The sequence below is a fragment of the Pseudomonas sp. B6001 genome, from assembly GCF_013386015.1.
GTDB lineage: Bacteria > Pseudomonadota > Gammaproteobacteria > Pseudomonadales > Pseudomonadaceae > Aquipseudomonas.
The window spans coordinates 90,497-105,107 of record NZ_JACAOX010000005.1 but is presented as its reverse complement, the minus strand read 5'-3'; the positions used below and the strand labels follow the sequence as shown (position 1 = coordinate 105,107).

Genomic DNA, 14,611 nt, shown 5'->3' with positions numbered 1-14,611 from the left:
TTTGGGTACAGCCGAGCGCTATCCCGCCAAATGAGGAATGGCGGTAATAATGCTTGGCTGGCAACGAAAGGTTTGAAATGTCATGAATCAAAATTAACCGGCGCCACCGGGCAAGTCAATGGCGAAACGCCAGGCTTTACGTAGAGCATACGAAACGTATACGATTTGTATATCAACTCTGCACAGTGAAGCTCATGGGCATCGTCAAGATCACCGACCAATTGCACGAACAACTCCGTCTGGCCAGCGCCACCATGGACCGTTCCATCAACGCCCAGGCCGAGTTCTGGATCAAGATCGGCCTGCTCGCCGAACTCAATCCCCACCTGGCCTATAACGATCTGATCAACAAACTGTTGCTGGACAAGCCCGACCTGATCCGGGGGCGCAGCGAATGATCAAGACCACCGAACAACTTGCCGTGATGCGCGAATCCGGCCGTCTGTTGGCCCAGGTGTTTACCATGCTCGACGGTTTTGTCGCCGCCGGCCAGTCGACCCTGGAGATCGACAGCGCGGTGGAAGCCTTCATCCGCAATGACCTGCAATCACGACCGGCGAGCCTGGGCCAGTACGACTACCCCTTCTGCATCAATACCTCGATCAACGAGGTGGTGTGCCATGGCATGCCAAGCGCCAAGGCCGTGCTCAAGGACGGCGACATCGTCAACATCGACATCACCCTGGAGAAAGGCGGCTATATCGCCGACTCCAGCAAGATGTACATGATCGGCAATGTCTCGCCCAAGGCCCGGCGCCTGGTGGAAATGACCTTTGAAGCGATGTGGGCCGGCATCCGCCAGGTCAAGCCCGGCGCACGCCTGGGGGATATCGGCTACGCCATCCAGAACCATGCCCAGAGCAACGGCTACAGCGTGGTGCGTGAATATTGCGGGCATGGCATTGGCAGCGAGATGCACGAGGACCCGCAGGTCCTGCACTTCGGCCGCCCCGGTACCGGGCTCGAACTGCGTGAAGGCATGGTGTTTACCATTGAGCCGATGCTCAACCAGGGCAGCGCCAAGGTGCGCAGCTTGAAGGATGGCTGGACGGTGGTGACGCGGGACAACAGCTTGTCGGCGCAGTGGGAACATACGGTGGCGGTGACGCGGGATGGGTTTGAGGTGCTGACGTTGCAGCCGGACGTCTGAATGGCGCACATCCCCTGTGGGAGCGGGCTTGCTCGCGAAAGCGGTGTGACAGTCGCCATCTACAGTGACTGATCCACCGCTTTCGCGAGCAAGCCCGCTCCCACATTTAGACCTCAGTGATATTCAGGATTTTAGTCATACTGCCTTGTCACCACTCCCCGCAATCCGCTTCAACCCCAGCACCATCAACCCCGCCCCGAGTCCCATCGCGGCCATGAACAACGGGTACGAAATCCACCACGGCGTGCCCGCCGTCATCATGCTGAACTCCGACATCCCGCCCACGCTGGCGATCAGGTTCAACGGCAGGAACACCACGTTGATCAGCGTCAGCTTGCGCAGCAGGTTGTTCATGCTGTTGTTCATCAGGTTGCCCCGGGCGTCGATCAGCCCGGAGAACACGTTGGAGTAAATCTCCGCCTGCTTGTAGCACTGGTTGTTCTCGATAATCAGGTCATCGATCAGGCCCAGTGTTTCAGCGCTGAAATGTTCCTTTTCCCCATGGTTGCGCAGGCGCGTCAGCACCGCGCCGTTGCTGTGCAGGGCGTTGATGTAATAGATCAGGCTTTCGCTGAGGTTGAACATCTGCATCAGGTGGCGATTGCTCATCGATGCATTGAACTGCTGCTGCAGTTCCCGGGCGACCATCTTGATCACCTTGAGGTGGCCCAGGTAGTGATGGATGTTGTTGAGCAACAAGTCCAGCAACACATCCAGCGGCGTGCGCAATGGCCGGCGCGCACCCAGCCCGGAGAGCTGGCTGTCGTCGGTGGCGATCACCAGGAGTTGTTCCCCGGAAAACAGCAGGCCGCAGGACGATACTTCAAACACCAGGTTGCCGCCGCCCGAATAGTTCTCCGGGCGCTTCCAGATCAGGAACAGGTTATCGGGGTGGAACTCGATGCGCGACACTTCGTCCGGGTCCAGCGCCGAAGCCAGGGCATGTTCATCGAGCTTGTAGCAGTCGCGCAGGTACTTGCGCTCGTGGGGGTCAGGATTGCTGAACAGCAAGACATCCCCGCCGTCCCCCAGGCTGTTGTACAACTTGCCATCGGTTAATTCAAAGCGCTGGATCATCGCGCGTCACCACACCTGGCCTTGACGCTTCAACTCCAGGCGTCGCACGAACTCTTCCAGTACCAGGGAATACAAGTCGTCTTGCAGGTAGGCATCTTCGATGCCGGCGTCCATGTTGGGGTTGTCGTTGACCTCGATCACCACCACCTTGTCGCCGGACTGCTTGAGGTCGACGCCGTACAGGCCGTCGCCGATCAGGTTGGCGGTTTTTACCGCCAGTTCCACCACCGCCTTGGGGGCTTCGTGAACCGCCAGGGTGCGGCACTCGCCGTTGATGTCCTGGCCGATGGCCTTGTGGTTGTAGATCTGCCAATGCCCCTTGGACATGAAGTACTGGCAGGCAAAGATCGGTTTGCGGTTGAGGACGCCGATGCGCCAGTCGTACTCGGTGTAGAAAAATTCCTGGGCCAGCAGCAACACGGAATGCTCGAACAGTTCGGCGGTGGCGGTCAGCAGCGCTTGCTGGCTTTCGACCTTGATCACGCCGCGGGAGAAACACCCGTCGGGGATCTTCAGCACCAGCGGGAAGCCGAGGCGCTCACCCACCCTTTCGAAATCTTCGGGTCGCTCCTTGTAGAGAATTTCGGTGGCGGGCATGCCCAGCTGATGGCTTTTCAGCAGGTCCGTGAGGTAGACCTTGTTGGTACAGCGCAGGATCGAGGCCGGGTCGTCCATCACCACCAACCCTTCGCTTTCGGCCTTTTTCGCGAAGCGGTAGGTGTGGTTGTCGACACTGGTGGTCTCGCGGATCAGCAGGGCGTCGTATTCGGCCAGGCGCGCGTAGTCCTTGCGTTCGATCAGTTCCACGTCGATGCCGAGCCCCTTGCCGACCCGGACGAAATTTTCCAGGGCGCGGGCGTTGGACGGCGGCAGTTGTTCCTGCGGGTCGTGCAGGATCGCCAGGTCATAGCGGGCCAGACGGCGGGAGCGCGGTTGACGCCAGATCTTGCGGCTGAAGTTGTCCAGGGCATTCGCGAATTGGTCTTCCTGGTCATCACGCAACTTGTGCAATACGCCAGACTTGATGCCTTCGATGTGCCAGCCGTTATTCTTGCGAAACTCAACTAACAGGATCGGGCAGGGAAACGCTTCAAACAATTGGCGGGCCAGATCCTGCAAGGGTTCAATATTGGTCCGGCCAAAGTAAAGTGTCAGGGTAAAGCCTTCGGTGTTGCTGTAGAGATGATGAGTCAAGGCTTTATCGAGGGTTTTATCGAGGTCATCCAGGGCCAGGCCGTACAGCGACTTTTTCGTCAGTTCGCTGATGGTGCGCACCGACGGAATCACCTTGTGCCCCCGCGCCTCGGCCAGCAGCGAGCAGTAATAGCCGTGCCCCAGGTACTTGTAGCTGCGGCACAGGTTGATCACCTGCACGCGCTTGCCCGTCTCGTTTTCCCGGGTTTGCTCAAGGTATTCCTGGGCGGTGACGATGTCTTCGCTGGGGAAGTACGAGGCCCAGTCTTCCTTGCGCTCGACAATGATCACGACTTGACTTGCACTCTTGGGAGGGCTGGAAAAATAACCGTTGGAAGTTATTGTCGCCGCCACTGTTTGCTCGGATACTTCACGCCAATGACCTTGTACCGCTGACATATTGATTGATCCGCTTTAGAGAACTAGACCTTTTCTATTAAGCACGATCTTTTAGAGAAGTCCCGTTTCGTTACGCAACTTTTACGGCGGTCACATGGCTCTTTCCTTTCGCGTTGCAACACCCGATGACGTGCCTGCATTGGTGGCATTGGAACAGCACTGTTTCACCACGGACCGGCTCTCCACCCGCAGCTTCCAGTGGATGGTCAGTCGCGCCCACGGGCAACTGCTGGTGGCAGAAAAACACGGCGAATTGCTGGGCTACGCCCTGGTGTTGTTCCACCGTGGCACCTCGCTGGCGCGCCTGTACTCCATCGCCATCGCCGAGTCTTCCCGGGGCCTGGGCCTGGGCAAACAACTGCTGACGCGCATCGAAGCCTGTGCGGTGGAGCATGACTGCGCCTACCTGCGCCTGGAAGTGCGTACCGACAACCCCGGCGCCATCGCCCTGTATGAGCGCAACGGCTACCGGCGCTTTGCCCTGGTCAACGACTACTACGAAGACCACGCCCCGGCCCTGCGCCTGGAGAAACGCATCCTCCAGCACCAGGACGCGCGCGCCTTGAGCGTGCCCTACTACCAGCAAACCACCGACTTCACCTGCGGCGCCGCCAGCCTGCTGATGGCCATGGGTGCCCTGGAACCTGCGCGGGTGGCCCAGCGCCGGGAAGAACTGCAGATCTGGCGCGAGGCAACCACCGTGTTCATGACCGCCGGCCATGGCGGCTGCAGCCCCCAGGGTTTGGCGCTGGCCGCCTGGCGCCGGGGCTTTCGGGTGCGCATGCAGGTCAATGTCAGCGGGCCGTTGTTTCTCGACGGGGTACGTGATCAGCATAAAAAAGACGTCATGCGTTTGGTGCATGACGCCTTCGAGGAAGAGTTGGCCTTGAGCGACGTTGAGCAAGTGCTCGGCGGCCCGCTGGATTTACCCCAGGTGCTGCGCGAAGGCGGCCAGCCGCTGGTGTTGATCAGCAGCTACCGCCTGACCCGCTCCAAGTCGCCCCACTGGGTAATCGTCACCGACTGCGACGAAGACTTCGTGTACCTGCACGACCCGGACGTGGATCACAGCCAGCACCGCCAGCCCATGGACTGCCAGCATCTGCCGGTCAGCCATGGGGAGTTCGAGCGAATGTGCCGGTTCGGCAATAACAAATTGCGGGCAGCGGTGGTGGTGTTCAGGCGACTTGCTTGATCCCGGCCTTGGCTTCCAGTTCGCGCACCAGCGGTAATACACGCTTGCCGAAGTATTCCACTTCTTCCTGAAAGTGCAGGAAGCCGGCCAGTACCAGGTCCACGCCGACCGCCTTCAAGGCGACGATGCGCTCGGCAATCTGCTGCGGGGTGCCGATCAGGTTGGTCTTGAAGCCGTCGTTGTATTGCACCAGATCCTCGAAGGTCGACTTGGCCCAGTTGCCCTCACCTTCCGGTGACGCCTTGCCCGCCTGTTTCGCCGCATCGCCAAACGCGTTGACGGCTTCCGGGTCGGCCTGTTCGATGATTTGCGCGAGCACCGCGCGGGCTTCTTCCTCGGTGTCGCGAGCGATCACAAACGCATTCACACCGACTTTCACCGAATGGTTATTGGCCGCCGCCTTGGCGCGAATGTCATCGACCTGGGCCTTGATGCCTTCCGGGGTATTGCCGTTGGTGAAGTACCAGTCCGATACCCGTGCCGCCATGTCCCGCGCGGCCCGCGAACTGCCACCCTGGAAGATTTCCGGGTGGGGCTCGCCCAGTGGCTTGGGCTTGAGGCTGTAGTTGTCGAAGCGGTAGAAATCACCCCGGAAGGTGAAGTTGTCCTGGGTCCAGATGCCTTTCAGGGCGCGAATGAATTCCTCGGAACGGCGATAACGCTCGTCATGCTCCAGCCAGTGTTCGCCGATGGCCTGGAACTCGCCCTTGAACCAGCCGCTGACGATATTGACGGCAACGCGGCCGTTGGTGAGTTGGTCGATGGTTGCCAGTTGCTTGGCCGCCAGCGCAGGTTGCCAGGGGCCTGGCAGGATTGCCGCGATCACCTTGAGCTTGGTGGTGGCCGCCAGCAACGCGTGGCTGAACGCGACCGACTCATGCTGGTATTCGGCGCCATAACCGGCGGTGAAACGAATCTGTGTCAGGGCGTATTCAAAGCCGGCTTCTTCAGCCAACTGCGCCAGCTTGCGGTTGTAGTCGATGCCCCAGTGGGTGCGCTGTTCGATCTTGCTGACCACCAGCCCCCCGCTGACGTTGGGCACCCAGTAGGCAAATTTGACGGCTTGCTGACTCATTGGACTGTACCTCGCGGATTGGCATGTACGAGGTGTGGAGCAGCAACTGTGCCAGTGGGCGTGAGAAGCCCGCACTACCGGCCTTCGAGCGCGGAAACAGGCGAAAAGCAGCCTGTTCCGAGATGTCATGGATTGCAGCGGTTTGTCGTTTTGCTGTTGCAGGAACAACAGTTGAATCGTCACCCGTCCCGTAAATACGTGCCTTCGCGCCCGGCATGGACCGTGCAATAGCTCACCTATCTCACTGCCCAGGAACCGTCCCCATGACCGAACATCACGTGATCAATCCACTGTCCACCGGCGTCGATTATCACGCCCTGGCCGAACGCTTCCGGCCGATTTTCCAGCGCATCGCCGAGGGTGCCGTAGAGCGCGAACAAACCCGCGCCCTGCCCTACGAGCCGATCCAATGGCTCAAGCAAGCCGGCTTTGGCGCCGTGCGCGTCCCGGTGGAATACGGCGGTGGCGGCGCCTCCCTGCCCCAGCTATTCGAACTGCTGATCGAACTGGCCGAAGCCGACTCCAACGTGCCCCAGGCCCTGCGCGGGCACTTCGCGTTTGCCGAAGACCGCCTGAATGCCGCCCCCGGCGCGGCGCGAGACCTCTGGTTCAAACGCTTTGTCGACGGTGACATCGTGGGCTGCGCCTGGACCGAAATCGGCAGCGTGGCCATCGGCAATGTCGTCACTAAAGTCAGCCCCGACGGCGACAAATGGAAACTCAACGGTGAAAAGTTCTACAGCACCGGCAGCCTGTTTTCCGACTGGATCGACGTCTACGCCCAACGCAGCGACACCGGCGGCGATGTGATTGCCGCCACCCGCACCCGCCAGCCCGGCGTGGTGCAAAGCGATGACTGGGACGGCTTTGGCCAACGCACCACCGGCAGCGGCACCTCGCGTTTTACCGATGCGGTGGTGGAGGCGGAAAACGTCATCGACTTTGCCACGCGCTTCAAATATCAGACTGCGTTCTATCAGTTGGTGCTGCTCGCCACCCTCGCCGGCATCGGCCGCGCGGCCCTCAAGGATGTGGCGCATCAGGTGCGCAGCCGCAAACGGATCTACAGCCATGGCAATGCCGCCCATGTGAGCCAGGACTCGCAGATTCAGCAGGTGGTGGGTGAAGTTGCAGCACTGGTATACGCCGCCGAAGCCAGCGCATTGAAAGCCGCAGTTCCAGCGCAGCGGGCTTATGTGGCGCGGTTCGGTGGGGACGATGCCGTGGAGCACGAAGCCAATGTGGCCGCCGAAATCGAATCAGCCACGGCGCAGGTGGTGGTCTCGGAACTGATCCAGCGCGCCACCACTGAACTGTTCAACGCACTGGGGGCTTCGGATGTGCGCCAGGGCAAAGCCCTCGACCGGCACTGGCGCAACGCCCGCACCGTGTCGTCCCACAACCCGGTGATCTACAAGGCGCGGATTGTCGGCGACTGGGTGATCAACCGCACCGAGCCGCCGTTCGTGTGGCAGATCGGCAATGGGCCGGCGCGTTAAAACGCCAGCTTGAAGCCGATCATCACCAGCATGAACGCCAGGCAAGGACGCAATATCCCGTCCGGGACCTTGCCGGCCATGTGGCTGCCGACATAAATCCCCGGCAGCGAGCCCAGCAACAGGAAGCCCAGCAGGGTCCAGTCCATGTTGCCCATGCTGGCGTGGCCGAGGCCGGCGACCAGGGTCAGCGGCACGGCGTGGGCGATTTCGGTACCCACCAGGCGCTTGGTGGCCAGGAACGGGTACAGGATAAACAGCGCCACCGTGCCCAGGGCACCGGCGCCGATGGAGGTCAGGGCCACCATGGTGCCGAGGACAGCGCCGGTGATGATGGTCAGCGCATTGAGGTTGCGCGGCGCCATCTTGTAGTCGTCGCCGGCATGCCGCTGGGCAAAGGCCAACAGCTTGTTCTTGAACAGGATCGCCGTGGCCGTCAGCAGCAAGACCACGCCCAGAGACTGCTTGATCACCGCGTTCAAGGCGGCGGGGTCGGTGTCCAGGCTCTTGAGAAACCACAAGGTCAGCAACACGGCGGGCACGCTGCCCAGGGTCAGCCAGCCGGTGATGGTCCAGTCGATGTTGCGATTCTTGCTGTGGACCAGCACCCCGCCGGACTTGGTGATGGCGGCGTACAACAGGTCGGTGCCCACGGCGGTGGCCGGGTTGATGCCGAACCAGAGCAGGATCGGCGTCATCAACGAGCCCCCGCCTACACCGGTCATTCCCACGATAAATCCAACAATCAGGCCAGCAATCGAGAAACCAAAATTACCTACATCCATTACCACTACCTGCGGCCTTATAAAATTCTGGCCGCAGCATAGCGATTTTTCTTATAACTACTTATATCAAAACGATCTGACTTTATGCCTTTCTGGTCAGCCGCTGGCTGCGATAAGCCTGGGTCTGGTACGGAAACGCAACCGTCTCACGGCCGCGCAAGGCCGGATGCGTGTTGATCAGCGACTGCAACTGCTCAGTGACCTGCGCCTTTTCTGCCGGTGGCAATGCGGCGATAAAGCTCACGGAAAGGAAGCGGTCCATGATCACTTCCTGGGGGCTGCCGACATGGCTGTAGGGGAAGCAGGTCATTTCGGGGGCGGAAAAATACTCGCCGGTAAAGGCCTCGCGCCAACGTCCGGTATGAAAGCGCGGTGTGTCGCCCTCGTAGGGCGTGATGATTTCGGTGATGGCCGCGACCCAGTCCACCGACTCATCCCGCACATTCCAGATCAACCCAAGGCGACCGTCCGGCTTGAGCACCCGGTGAATTTCCGCCAGGGCCGCTTCCGTGGAAAACCAATGGAACGCCTGGGCACACACCAGGGCATCAGCGGTGGCCGCCTCCAGGGGGATGGCTTCAGCGGTGCCCGACAGCAGGCGCACCTGGGGCAGCAGTTTGTGCAACTGCGCCCCCATTGCCTCCACCGGCTCCACTGCGATCAACGTCGGCGCCACGGTGCTGAGCAAGCGGGTGAACTTGCCGGTGCCGGCGCCCAGGTCGATGACCGTGGAGTGGGGATTGATCTGCAGGGCGTCGGTGAGCCAACCCGTGAGTTGCCGTGGATAGTCCGGCCGGCCTTGGGCGTAAGTGACGGCCTGAGTAGAGAAACCCTGTTGAGCAGACTTGTGAACACCGGTCATCGTCAATCTCTCCTCTGGTAGTGCGGGGGCCCACAGTGTGCGCCCTTGAAGATTTATTTTCTAATCGCTGCATCCGTTTGCGCGTGCCGTGGGTAGTACAGGTAGCAGCGCCTTGCTGCCCTTATGGAGAGACACCGATGAACGCCAAAGCCCTGTTCTGCGTGACCTGCCTGTTCGCCGCTGCACCGACTGCCTTTGCCCAGACCGGTTTACCCGACAGCATCAAGGTGCCGGACGGCCACAAGGTGACCATGGAAACCACCGGAGTCGGCGAAATCACCTACGAATGCCGGGACAAGGCCAATGCTGCCGGCCAGACCGAATGGTTTTTCGTCGGGCCCAAGGCGGTGCTCAATGACCGCAGCGGCCAGCAGGTCGGTATCTACTTCGGCCCGCCGGCCACCTGGCAGGCCAAGGATGGTTCGAAAGTCACCGGCACCCAGTTGGCCGTGGCGCCGTCCAGCCCTGGCAACCTGCCTTATCAACTGGTCAAGGCCAACCCCGCCGAAGGCAAGGGCGCGATGAGTGGCGTCGCGTATATCCAGCGGGTGGCCCTCAAGGGCGGCGTGGCGCCAGGCACGGAATGCACGGCGGCCAACAAGGGCAAGCAGGAAGTGGTCAAATACCAGGCCGACTACATCTTCTGGGCGGCCAACTGACCAGATTCGTCTACGCTGCTGCGAAAGCGCCCCGGGCTCACCGCCGGGGCCTCCACCTGGAAACCTGTCTTTGCCTGAAGCCGATTTTGACTATCAAGCCTGCCTGCTGGCCTGCGCCCGTGGCGAACAACCGGCCTTGCGCCGGCTGTATCAACAGGAAAGCAGCCGGCTGCTGGGGGTCGCGTTGCGCATCGTGCGTGACAAGGCGGTGGCCGAAGATATCGTGCATGACGCCTTCATCAAGATCTGGAACGGCGCGGCCAGTTTTGACCCGCACAGAGGCTCGGCCCGCGGCTGGGTATACAGCGTGACCCGGCACCTGGCGCTAAATGCCGTGCGCAGCAATGGACGCGAAGTGCCCCTCAGCGAAGAGCATGAAAGCGCAGAGCGCGCTGATACCTTCGACTATCAGGCGCACTCGGGGCGGATCTACAGCTGCCTCGAACAACTCGACCCGGCCCGCCGCAACTGCATCCTGCATGCGTATGTAGACGGTTATTCCCACAGCGAAATCGCGCACAAACTCGGCACCCCGCTGGGTACCGTGAAAGCGTGGATCAAACGCAGCCTCGCGGCATTGCGTGAGTGCATGGCATGAACAGCATCGACGAACTGGCCAGCGAATATGTGCTGGGCACCTTGCCCACCGAGCAACGCACCGAGGTGGAACAGCGCCTGGCCACCGATGCCGACTTGCGTGCGGCAGTGGACGCCTGGGAACAGCGCCTGCTGCCACTGACTGGACAGGCCGCCCCGGCAACGCCTTCGGTGTATTTATGGCGACGCATCGAGCGCAGCCTGGGGCATTCAGCCACCCGGGACTCGCCGGTCTCATGGTGGAACAGGCTGGCGTTGTGGCGCGGACTGGCCGGCGCCGGCATCGCGGCGAGCCTGGTATTGGCGACACTGCTGTTGACCCGTACGGCCGCCATCAACCCGACCGAGTATGTGGTGGTGCTGGTAGCCCCGCAAAACCAGGCGCCGGGCTGGGTGATCCAGGCGAGCAATACCCAGGAAATCCAGCTGATTCCCCTGGGCATCATGGAAGTACCGGCAGACAAGACGCTGCAGTTCTGGACCAAGGGCGAAGACTGGCAAGGCCCGGTGTCACTGGGCTTGGTCAAGCCTGGACAGACGTTATCTGTGCCCCTGGACAAACTCCCGCCACTGGCGCCGAACCAGCTGTTTGAACTGACCCTGGAAAATCCCGGCGGGTCGAAAACCGGCAAGCCGACAGGTCCGATTCAGGCAATTGGCCGGGCCGTTAAAGTAATCTGAACGTAATGCAATGTTGTGGAAGGCCAGTTCGCGCATGTGCATTACATCTCGGGGCTATGGCGTCACCATTGCTCTATAGAATCGGGCTCGGAAACCCGGCTCCCTGGACCCTTCATGCCCTCAAAAACCCGTTCGCTGCTGATTCTCGCACTTGTCGTCATCTTCACCGGCATCGGCGCCGGCCTGGGCGGCATGCTCCTCGCCTTGCTGCTGCACGGCATCCAGCATCTGGCCTACGGCTACAGCCTCGACAGCCTGATCAGCCATGAAACCTTTTTGCTCGGCGTCACCGCCGCCGCGCCCGAACGCCGGGTGCTGGTGCTGATCACCTGTGGCCTGGTGGCCGGTGTGGGTTGGTGGTTGATCTACCGCTATGGCCGCCCGTTGGTGAGCATCAAGCAAGCGGTCTCCGCCCAGGCACCGATCATGCCGCCCAAGACCACCCTCGCCCACGCCGTGCTGCAAATCATCACTGTGGCCCTCGGCTCGCCATTGGGCCGTGAAGTGGCGCCACGGGAAGTCGGCGCGCTGGCCGCCACCTGGTTGTCACAACGGGCGCGACTGGCGCCGGACATGCACCGGCTGATCGTCGCCTGCGGTGCGGGCGCCGGGCTGGCGGCGGTGTACAACGTGCCGTTGGGCGGCGCGGTGTTTGTGCTCGAAGTGTTGGTGGGTGTGTTCAGTTGGCCGGCGGCAGTGATTGCGTTGGCCACCTCGGCCATCGGCGCGTCGGTGGCCTGGATTGGCTTGGGCGCAGAGGCGCAATACGTGGTGCCGCACTTTGTGCTCAGCCCTGGCTTGATCGCCTGGGCGCTGGCCTGCGGGCCGGTGTTTGGCCTGGCCGCCTACGGATTCACCCGGCTGACCGGCGCGGCCCGCAGCAACGCCGCCCGTGGCTGGCGGTTGCCGGTACTGTCGTTGATCAACTTCACGATCATCGGGGGCCTGGCGATTTTCCTGCCGCAGATCCTCGGCAACGGCAAGGGCCCGGCGCAACTGGGCTTTGACAATGAGCTGACCATCGGCCTCGCCGCGGTGCTGCTGGTGGTCAAGGTACTGATCACTGCGAGCAGCCTGCGCGCCGGTGCCGAAGGCGGTTTGCTGACCCCGGCGCTGGCCAACGGCGCCCTGCTCGCGATCATCCTCGGCGGCGCCTGGAGCCTGCTGTGGCCCGGCGTGCCGCTGGGGGCTTTCGCGATCATCGGTGCGGCGGCGTTCCTGGCATCGAGCATGAGCATGCCGTTGACGGCAATCGTGCTGGTGGCGGAATTCACCCGCATCGACCATGACTTCCTGGTGCCGATCATTCTCGCGGTTGCAGGTTCGATGTGCATGAGCAAGCTGTGCGTCCTGTGGGAAAAGCGTTGAAGAAGCTGGATTAAAACCCCGACACGCGCCATCCTCCGCGCTTTAAGCCGCCCCATCAGCGGCGTTCCACGCACAAAGGATATGCCCATGCACGACCACCCCCTCGCCCCCGCCGATTTCGAGTTCATCGACGACACCCTGCTCAAGTACGGCGACGACCATTCGGTGCTGAACCTGGCCGAGCTCGACGGTTACTTCACCGCCCTGGTTTCAAGCCCCGCGCAGGTGGAGGTTGCCGAATGGTTCCCCGGTATCTTTGGTGGGCAGAACCCGGATTGGGAAAGCCCGGAAGAAGCTGGCCAGTTCCTTGAACTGTGCGTGCGCCATATGAACGCCATTGCCACGCAACTGGCGACCGACGCCCAGGGTTTCAAGGCACGTTTCGAGGAAACCGAGCATCAGGACCAGCCACTGACCCTGGCGGAAGAATGGTGCTTTGGTTATATCCGTGGCGCCGCTATCGGCAACTGGCCAGAGCTGCCTGCCGAACAGGCCGGGCAACTGGAAAAGATTTCCTGGTGCGCCGAGCAGGACAACTTTGAACTGCCGGCAGACCTGGATGTAAATGCCCATCAGCAACGGGTAGCCGCTATCGAACCGGCCGCCCGTGCGTTGCACGACTACTGGTTGGCCCAGCGCTGAACGCAACACCTGTGGCGAGGGAGCTTGCTCCCTCGCCACATTTTGTTTTGCCTCCGGGTTCAGTTGCCGCTAGTTGAAATCGACGTCAAACGCCTGATAGAACGCATTGCCGGTGTTGGCCACGATCCACATCAACACCAGCACATGCCGGCCCTTCTTGCCCTTGGGCAATGTCACCTGATGTTCAACCTTGGCCTTCAGTTCAGCCGAGTGCTGGTAATACGGCACCTGGGTATAGAAGTCCTCGAAGAACGGTTTGGGCTCCAGTTGAGCGCGGCTGATGCGCTGCCTGGGGTCCCAACCGTCCTTGGTGATCAACCAGCGATAGCCACGGGTCACGTGCGCGGCGGTGTAAGCCCACTGCACCTTGAATACCTGGCCGGCTTCAACATTCAACAACGGCCAGTTAAACGGAGTGTTGAGCTTTTTAGCCATTTCTTCGTCGGTGAAGTTCACACAGTCGCGGGCATCGGTCTTGCCGCCGCTGAGGATGTGCCCGTCGGCGGGCGGGGTGACGCTTTGATCGTCGGTTTCATAAGGCGCCGGAAACGGCCCGGCGTTGAGGGCCGGGAAGTTCTTGCCGCCTTCCATTTCGTTGACTTGCCAGTTTTCCAGCAGGCCACGCTCTACCGCCACCGAGCCACGACTGGCGGGTGTCACGACGCGACCATGCCTGAGTTGAGTCTGGGGTTTGTTCATTTCAGTCACTCCTTGATTGAAGACTTCCCCTCATGGGAAGCGCCTTGAACTTATCCCACCTCGCCGGGTTGTCTACCCGACGTTTCTGTCAGACAAATCGCGTCAAGTCCTTGTTTTGCAGAATTTTCGCACTGGTCTTGCACCAGAGTTATCGTCGGTCCTACCCTGCGACAGGCGATCGGACTACAGCCGCCGTCCATGAACGCCTGGCCTCAGGTGTTGAGGATCATCTCAAATCCGCCATAGATCATCCGTTGCCCATCAAACGGCATCGGATTGACGTCTGCCTTCAGGCGCGGGTCTTCCATCACCTTGCTCATCCCGGCGTCACGCACCTGCCGCGACGGCCAGACGATCCAGGAAAACACCACGGTTTCATCCTCCTTGAGCTTGACCGCCATGGGAAACGAGGTCACCTGCCCCTGGGGCACGTCATCGCCCCAGCACTCGATGATATTCAGCGCACCATGTTCCTTGAACACCACGGCGGCGGCCTTGGCATGCCGGGTGAATTGTTCGCGGTTTGCGGTGGGCACTGCGATCACACAGCCATCTACGTAAGACATGATCACTCTCCTGATTCGACGGGTTGTTCTGCCTGTAGTCGATCAATCAGGCGCTCAATCGACATCAACGTGGGAAATGTCGACCAGTGGTGTGTTATCGATTGCGATGCCGGGCCGATTCTTGATATGACAGGCGCCTTCAACAACAAAGCCCACTCAAAGGATT

At 61.0% G+C, this 14,611-nt stretch carries 16 protein-coding genes; 9 read left to right on the top strand and 7 right to left on the bottom strand.

Annotated elements, in window-relative coordinates; all coding sequences use genetic code 11:
* The first annotated feature begins 194 nt into the window (after positions 1 to 194).
* Both HX821_RS08585 and map read left to right on the top strand, forming a co-directional pair.
* A complete protein-coding gene (locus HX821_RS08585; protein WP_003215288.1) occupies positions 195 to 398 on the top strand; it encodes a ParD-like family protein in 204 nt (67 codons plus the stop codon).
* Entirely contained in the window at positions 395 to 1,150 is a 756-nt protein-coding gene (map, locus tag HX821_RS08580; protein ID WP_177035603.1) for a type I methionyl aminopeptidase, read from the top strand. The genes HX821_RS08585 and map overlap by 4 nt, the downstream gene beginning before the upstream one ends.
* 135 nt (positions 1,151 to 1,285) lie before the next feature.
* Here the strand turns inward: map and HX821_RS08575 are convergent, their stop codons facing one another.
* Both HX821_RS08575 and HX821_RS08570 read right to left on the bottom strand, forming a co-directional pair.
* Positions 1,286 to 2,227, bottom strand: coding sequence for a magnesium transporter CorA family protein (locus HX821_RS08575; protein ID WP_177035602.1), 942 nt, complete (start codon positions 2,225 to 2,227; stop codon positions 1,286 to 1,288).
* 6 nt (positions 2,228 to 2,233) lie between these two features.
* On the bottom strand, positions 2,234 to 3,820 hold the full coding sequence (locus tag HX821_RS08570) for a RimK family protein (protein ID WP_218168033.1): 1,587 nt from the start codon (positions 3,818 to 3,820) through the stop codon (positions 2,234 to 2,236).
* Between the two features lie 94 nt (positions 3,821 to 3,914).
* Between HX821_RS08570 and HX821_RS08565 the strand changes: the two genes are divergently transcribed.
* Positions 3,915 to 5,015: a GNAT family N-acetyltransferase/peptidase C39 family protein gene (locus HX821_RS08565; protein WP_003215276.1), complete on the top strand. Its 1,101-nt coding sequence runs from the start codon at positions 3,915 to 3,917 to the stop codon at positions 5,013 to 5,015.
* Here HX821_RS08565 and sfnG read toward each other — a convergent pair.
* Complete coding sequence (gene sfnG / locus HX821_RS08560; RefSeq protein ID WP_087692696.1) at positions 4,999 to 6,090, bottom strand: dimethylsulfone monooxygenase SfnG; 1,092 nt, start codon at positions 6,088 to 6,090, stop codon at positions 4,999 to 5,001. The genes HX821_RS08565 and sfnG overlap by 17 nt on opposite strands.
* A 263-nt stretch (positions 6,091 to 6,353) precedes the next feature.
* Between sfnG and HX821_RS08555 the strand changes: the two genes are divergently transcribed.
* Positions 6,354 to 7,589, top strand: coding sequence for an acyl-CoA dehydrogenase family protein (locus HX821_RS08555; protein WP_177035601.1), 1,236 nt, complete (start codon positions 6,354 to 6,356; stop codon positions 7,587 to 7,589).
* On the opposite strand, the gene HX821_RS08550 is transcribed toward HX821_RS08555, so the two are convergent.
* Together HX821_RS08550 and HX821_RS08545 are read right to left on the bottom strand one after the other, a co-directional pair.
* Positions 7,586 to 8,371 carry a sulfite exporter TauE/SafE family protein gene (locus HX821_RS08550; RefSeq protein WP_008430805.1) on the bottom strand — a complete coding sequence of 262 codons (786 nt, stop codon included), beginning with the start codon at positions 8,369 to 8,371 and terminating at the stop codon, positions 7,586 to 7,588. The genes HX821_RS08555 and HX821_RS08550 overlap by 4 nt on opposite strands.
* An 82-nt stretch (positions 8,372 to 8,453) precedes the next feature.
* A complete protein-coding gene (locus HX821_RS08545) occupies positions 8,454 to 9,233 on the bottom strand; it encodes a class I SAM-dependent methyltransferase (RefSeq protein ID WP_087692698.1) in 780 nt (259 codons plus the stop codon).
* Between the two features lie 137 nt (positions 9,234 to 9,370).
* Here HX821_RS08545 and HX821_RS08540 point away from each other — a divergent pair, with 137 nt between their 5' ends.
* From HX821_RS08540 to HX821_RS08520, 5 genes are all read left to right on the top strand, one after another.
* A complete protein-coding gene (locus tag HX821_RS08540; RefSeq protein WP_177035600.1) occupies positions 9,371 to 9,892 on the top strand; it encodes a DUF3455 domain-containing protein in 522 nt (173 codons plus the stop codon).
* Between the two features lie 70 nt (positions 9,893 to 9,962).
* Positions 9,963 to 10,490, top strand: a complete 528-nt coding sequence (locus HX821_RS08535) for a sigma-70 family RNA polymerase sigma factor (protein ID WP_008430807.1) — start codon at positions 9,963 to 9,965, stop codon at positions 10,488 to 10,490.
* A complete protein-coding gene (locus tag HX821_RS08530; protein WP_177035599.1) occupies positions 10,487 to 11,170 on the top strand; it encodes an anti-sigma factor domain-containing protein in 684 nt (227 codons plus the stop codon). Before HX821_RS08535 ends, HX821_RS08530 begins: the two co-directional genes overlap by 4 nt.
* A gap of 114 nt (positions 11,171 to 11,284) precedes the next feature.
* The gene (locus HX821_RS08525) at positions 11,285 to 12,538 is read left to right on the top strand and encodes a chloride channel protein (RefSeq protein ID WP_003215260.1); all 1,254 of its coding nucleotides are present in this window, start codon (positions 11,285 to 11,287) and stop codon (positions 12,536 to 12,538) included.
* Between the two features lie 87 nt (positions 12,539 to 12,625).
* Positions 12,626 to 13,180, top strand: coding sequence for a UPF0149 family protein (locus tag HX821_RS08520; RefSeq protein ID WP_134326713.1), 555 nt, complete (start codon positions 12,626 to 12,628; stop codon positions 13,178 to 13,180).
* Between the two features lie 69 nt (positions 13,181 to 13,249).
* Here the strand turns inward: HX821_RS08520 and HX821_RS08515 are convergent, their stop codons facing one another.
* Positions 13,250 to 13,879 (bottom strand): lytic polysaccharide monooxygenase auxiliary activity family 9 protein, encoded by a 630-nt coding sequence (locus HX821_RS08515; protein WP_177035598.1) that lies wholly within the window; start codon positions 13,877 to 13,879, stop codon positions 13,250 to 13,252.
* A 212-nt stretch (positions 13,880 to 14,091) separates the two neighbouring features.
* Positions 14,092 to 14,445 carry a DUF1428 domain-containing protein gene (locus HX821_RS08510; RefSeq protein WP_177035597.1) on the bottom strand — a complete coding sequence of 118 codons (354 nt, stop codon included), beginning with the start codon at positions 14,443 to 14,445 and terminating at the stop codon, positions 14,092 to 14,094.
* Positions 14,446 to 14,611: the final 166 nt, after the last annotated feature.

Excerpts from the sequence above, each read along its gene's own strand:
- HX821_RS08585 (WP_003215288.1), top strand. The coding sequence starts at position 195 with ATGGGCATCGTCAAGATCACCGACCAATTGCACGAACAACTCCGTCTG.
- HX821_RS08570 (WP_218168033.1), bottom strand. The coding sequence starts at position 3,820 with ATGTCAGCGGTACAAGGTCATTGGCGTGAAGTATCCGAGCAAACAGTG.
- HX821_RS08540 (WP_177035600.1), top strand. The coding sequence starts at position 9,371 with ATGAACGCCAAAGCCCTGTTCTGCGTGACCTGCCTGTTCGCCGCTGCA.
- HX821_RS08525 (WP_003215260.1), top strand. The coding sequence starts at position 11,285 with ATGCCCTCAAAAACCCGTTCGCTGCTGATTCTCGCACTTGTCGTCATC.
- HX821_RS08545 (WP_087692698.1), bottom strand. The coding sequence starts at position 9,233 with ATGACCGGTGTTCACAAGTCTGCTCAACAGGGTTTCTCTACTCAGGCC.
- HX821_RS08510 (WP_177035597.1), bottom strand. The coding sequence starts at position 14,445 with ATGTCTTACGTAGATGGCTGTGTGATCGCAGTGCCCACCGCAAACCGC.
- HX821_RS08565 (WP_003215276.1), top strand. The coding sequence starts at position 3,915 with ATGGCTCTTTCCTTTCGCGTTGCAACACCCGATGACGTGCCTGCATTG.
- HX821_RS08520 (WP_134326713.1), top strand. The coding sequence starts at position 12,626 with ATGCACGACCACCCCCTCGCCCCCGCCGATTTCGAGTTCATCGACGAC.
- HX821_RS08555 (WP_177035601.1), top strand. The coding sequence starts at position 6,354 with ATGACCGAACATCACGTGATCAATCCACTGTCCACCGGCGTCGATTAT.
- HX821_RS08575 (WP_177035602.1), bottom strand. The coding sequence starts at position 2,227 with ATGATCCAGCGCTTTGAATTAACCGATGGCAAGTTGTACAACAGCCTG.
- HX821_RS08515 (WP_177035598.1), bottom strand. The coding sequence starts at position 13,879 with ATGAACAAACCCCAGACTCAACTCAGGCATGGTCGCGTCGTGACACCC.
- map (WP_177035603.1), top strand. The coding sequence starts at position 395 with ATGATCAAGACCACCGAACAACTTGCCGTGATGCGCGAATCCGGCCGT.
- HX821_RS08550 (WP_008430805.1), bottom strand. The coding sequence starts at position 8,371 with ATGGATGTAGGTAATTTTGGTTTCTCGATTGCTGGCCTGATTGTTGGA.
- HX821_RS08530 (WP_177035599.1), top strand. The coding sequence starts at position 10,487 with ATGAACAGCATCGACGAACTGGCCAGCGAATATGTGCTGGGCACCTTG.
- sfnG (WP_087692696.1), bottom strand. The coding sequence starts at position 6,090 with ATGAGTCAGCAAGCCGTCAAATTTGCCTACTGGGTGCCCAACGTCAGC.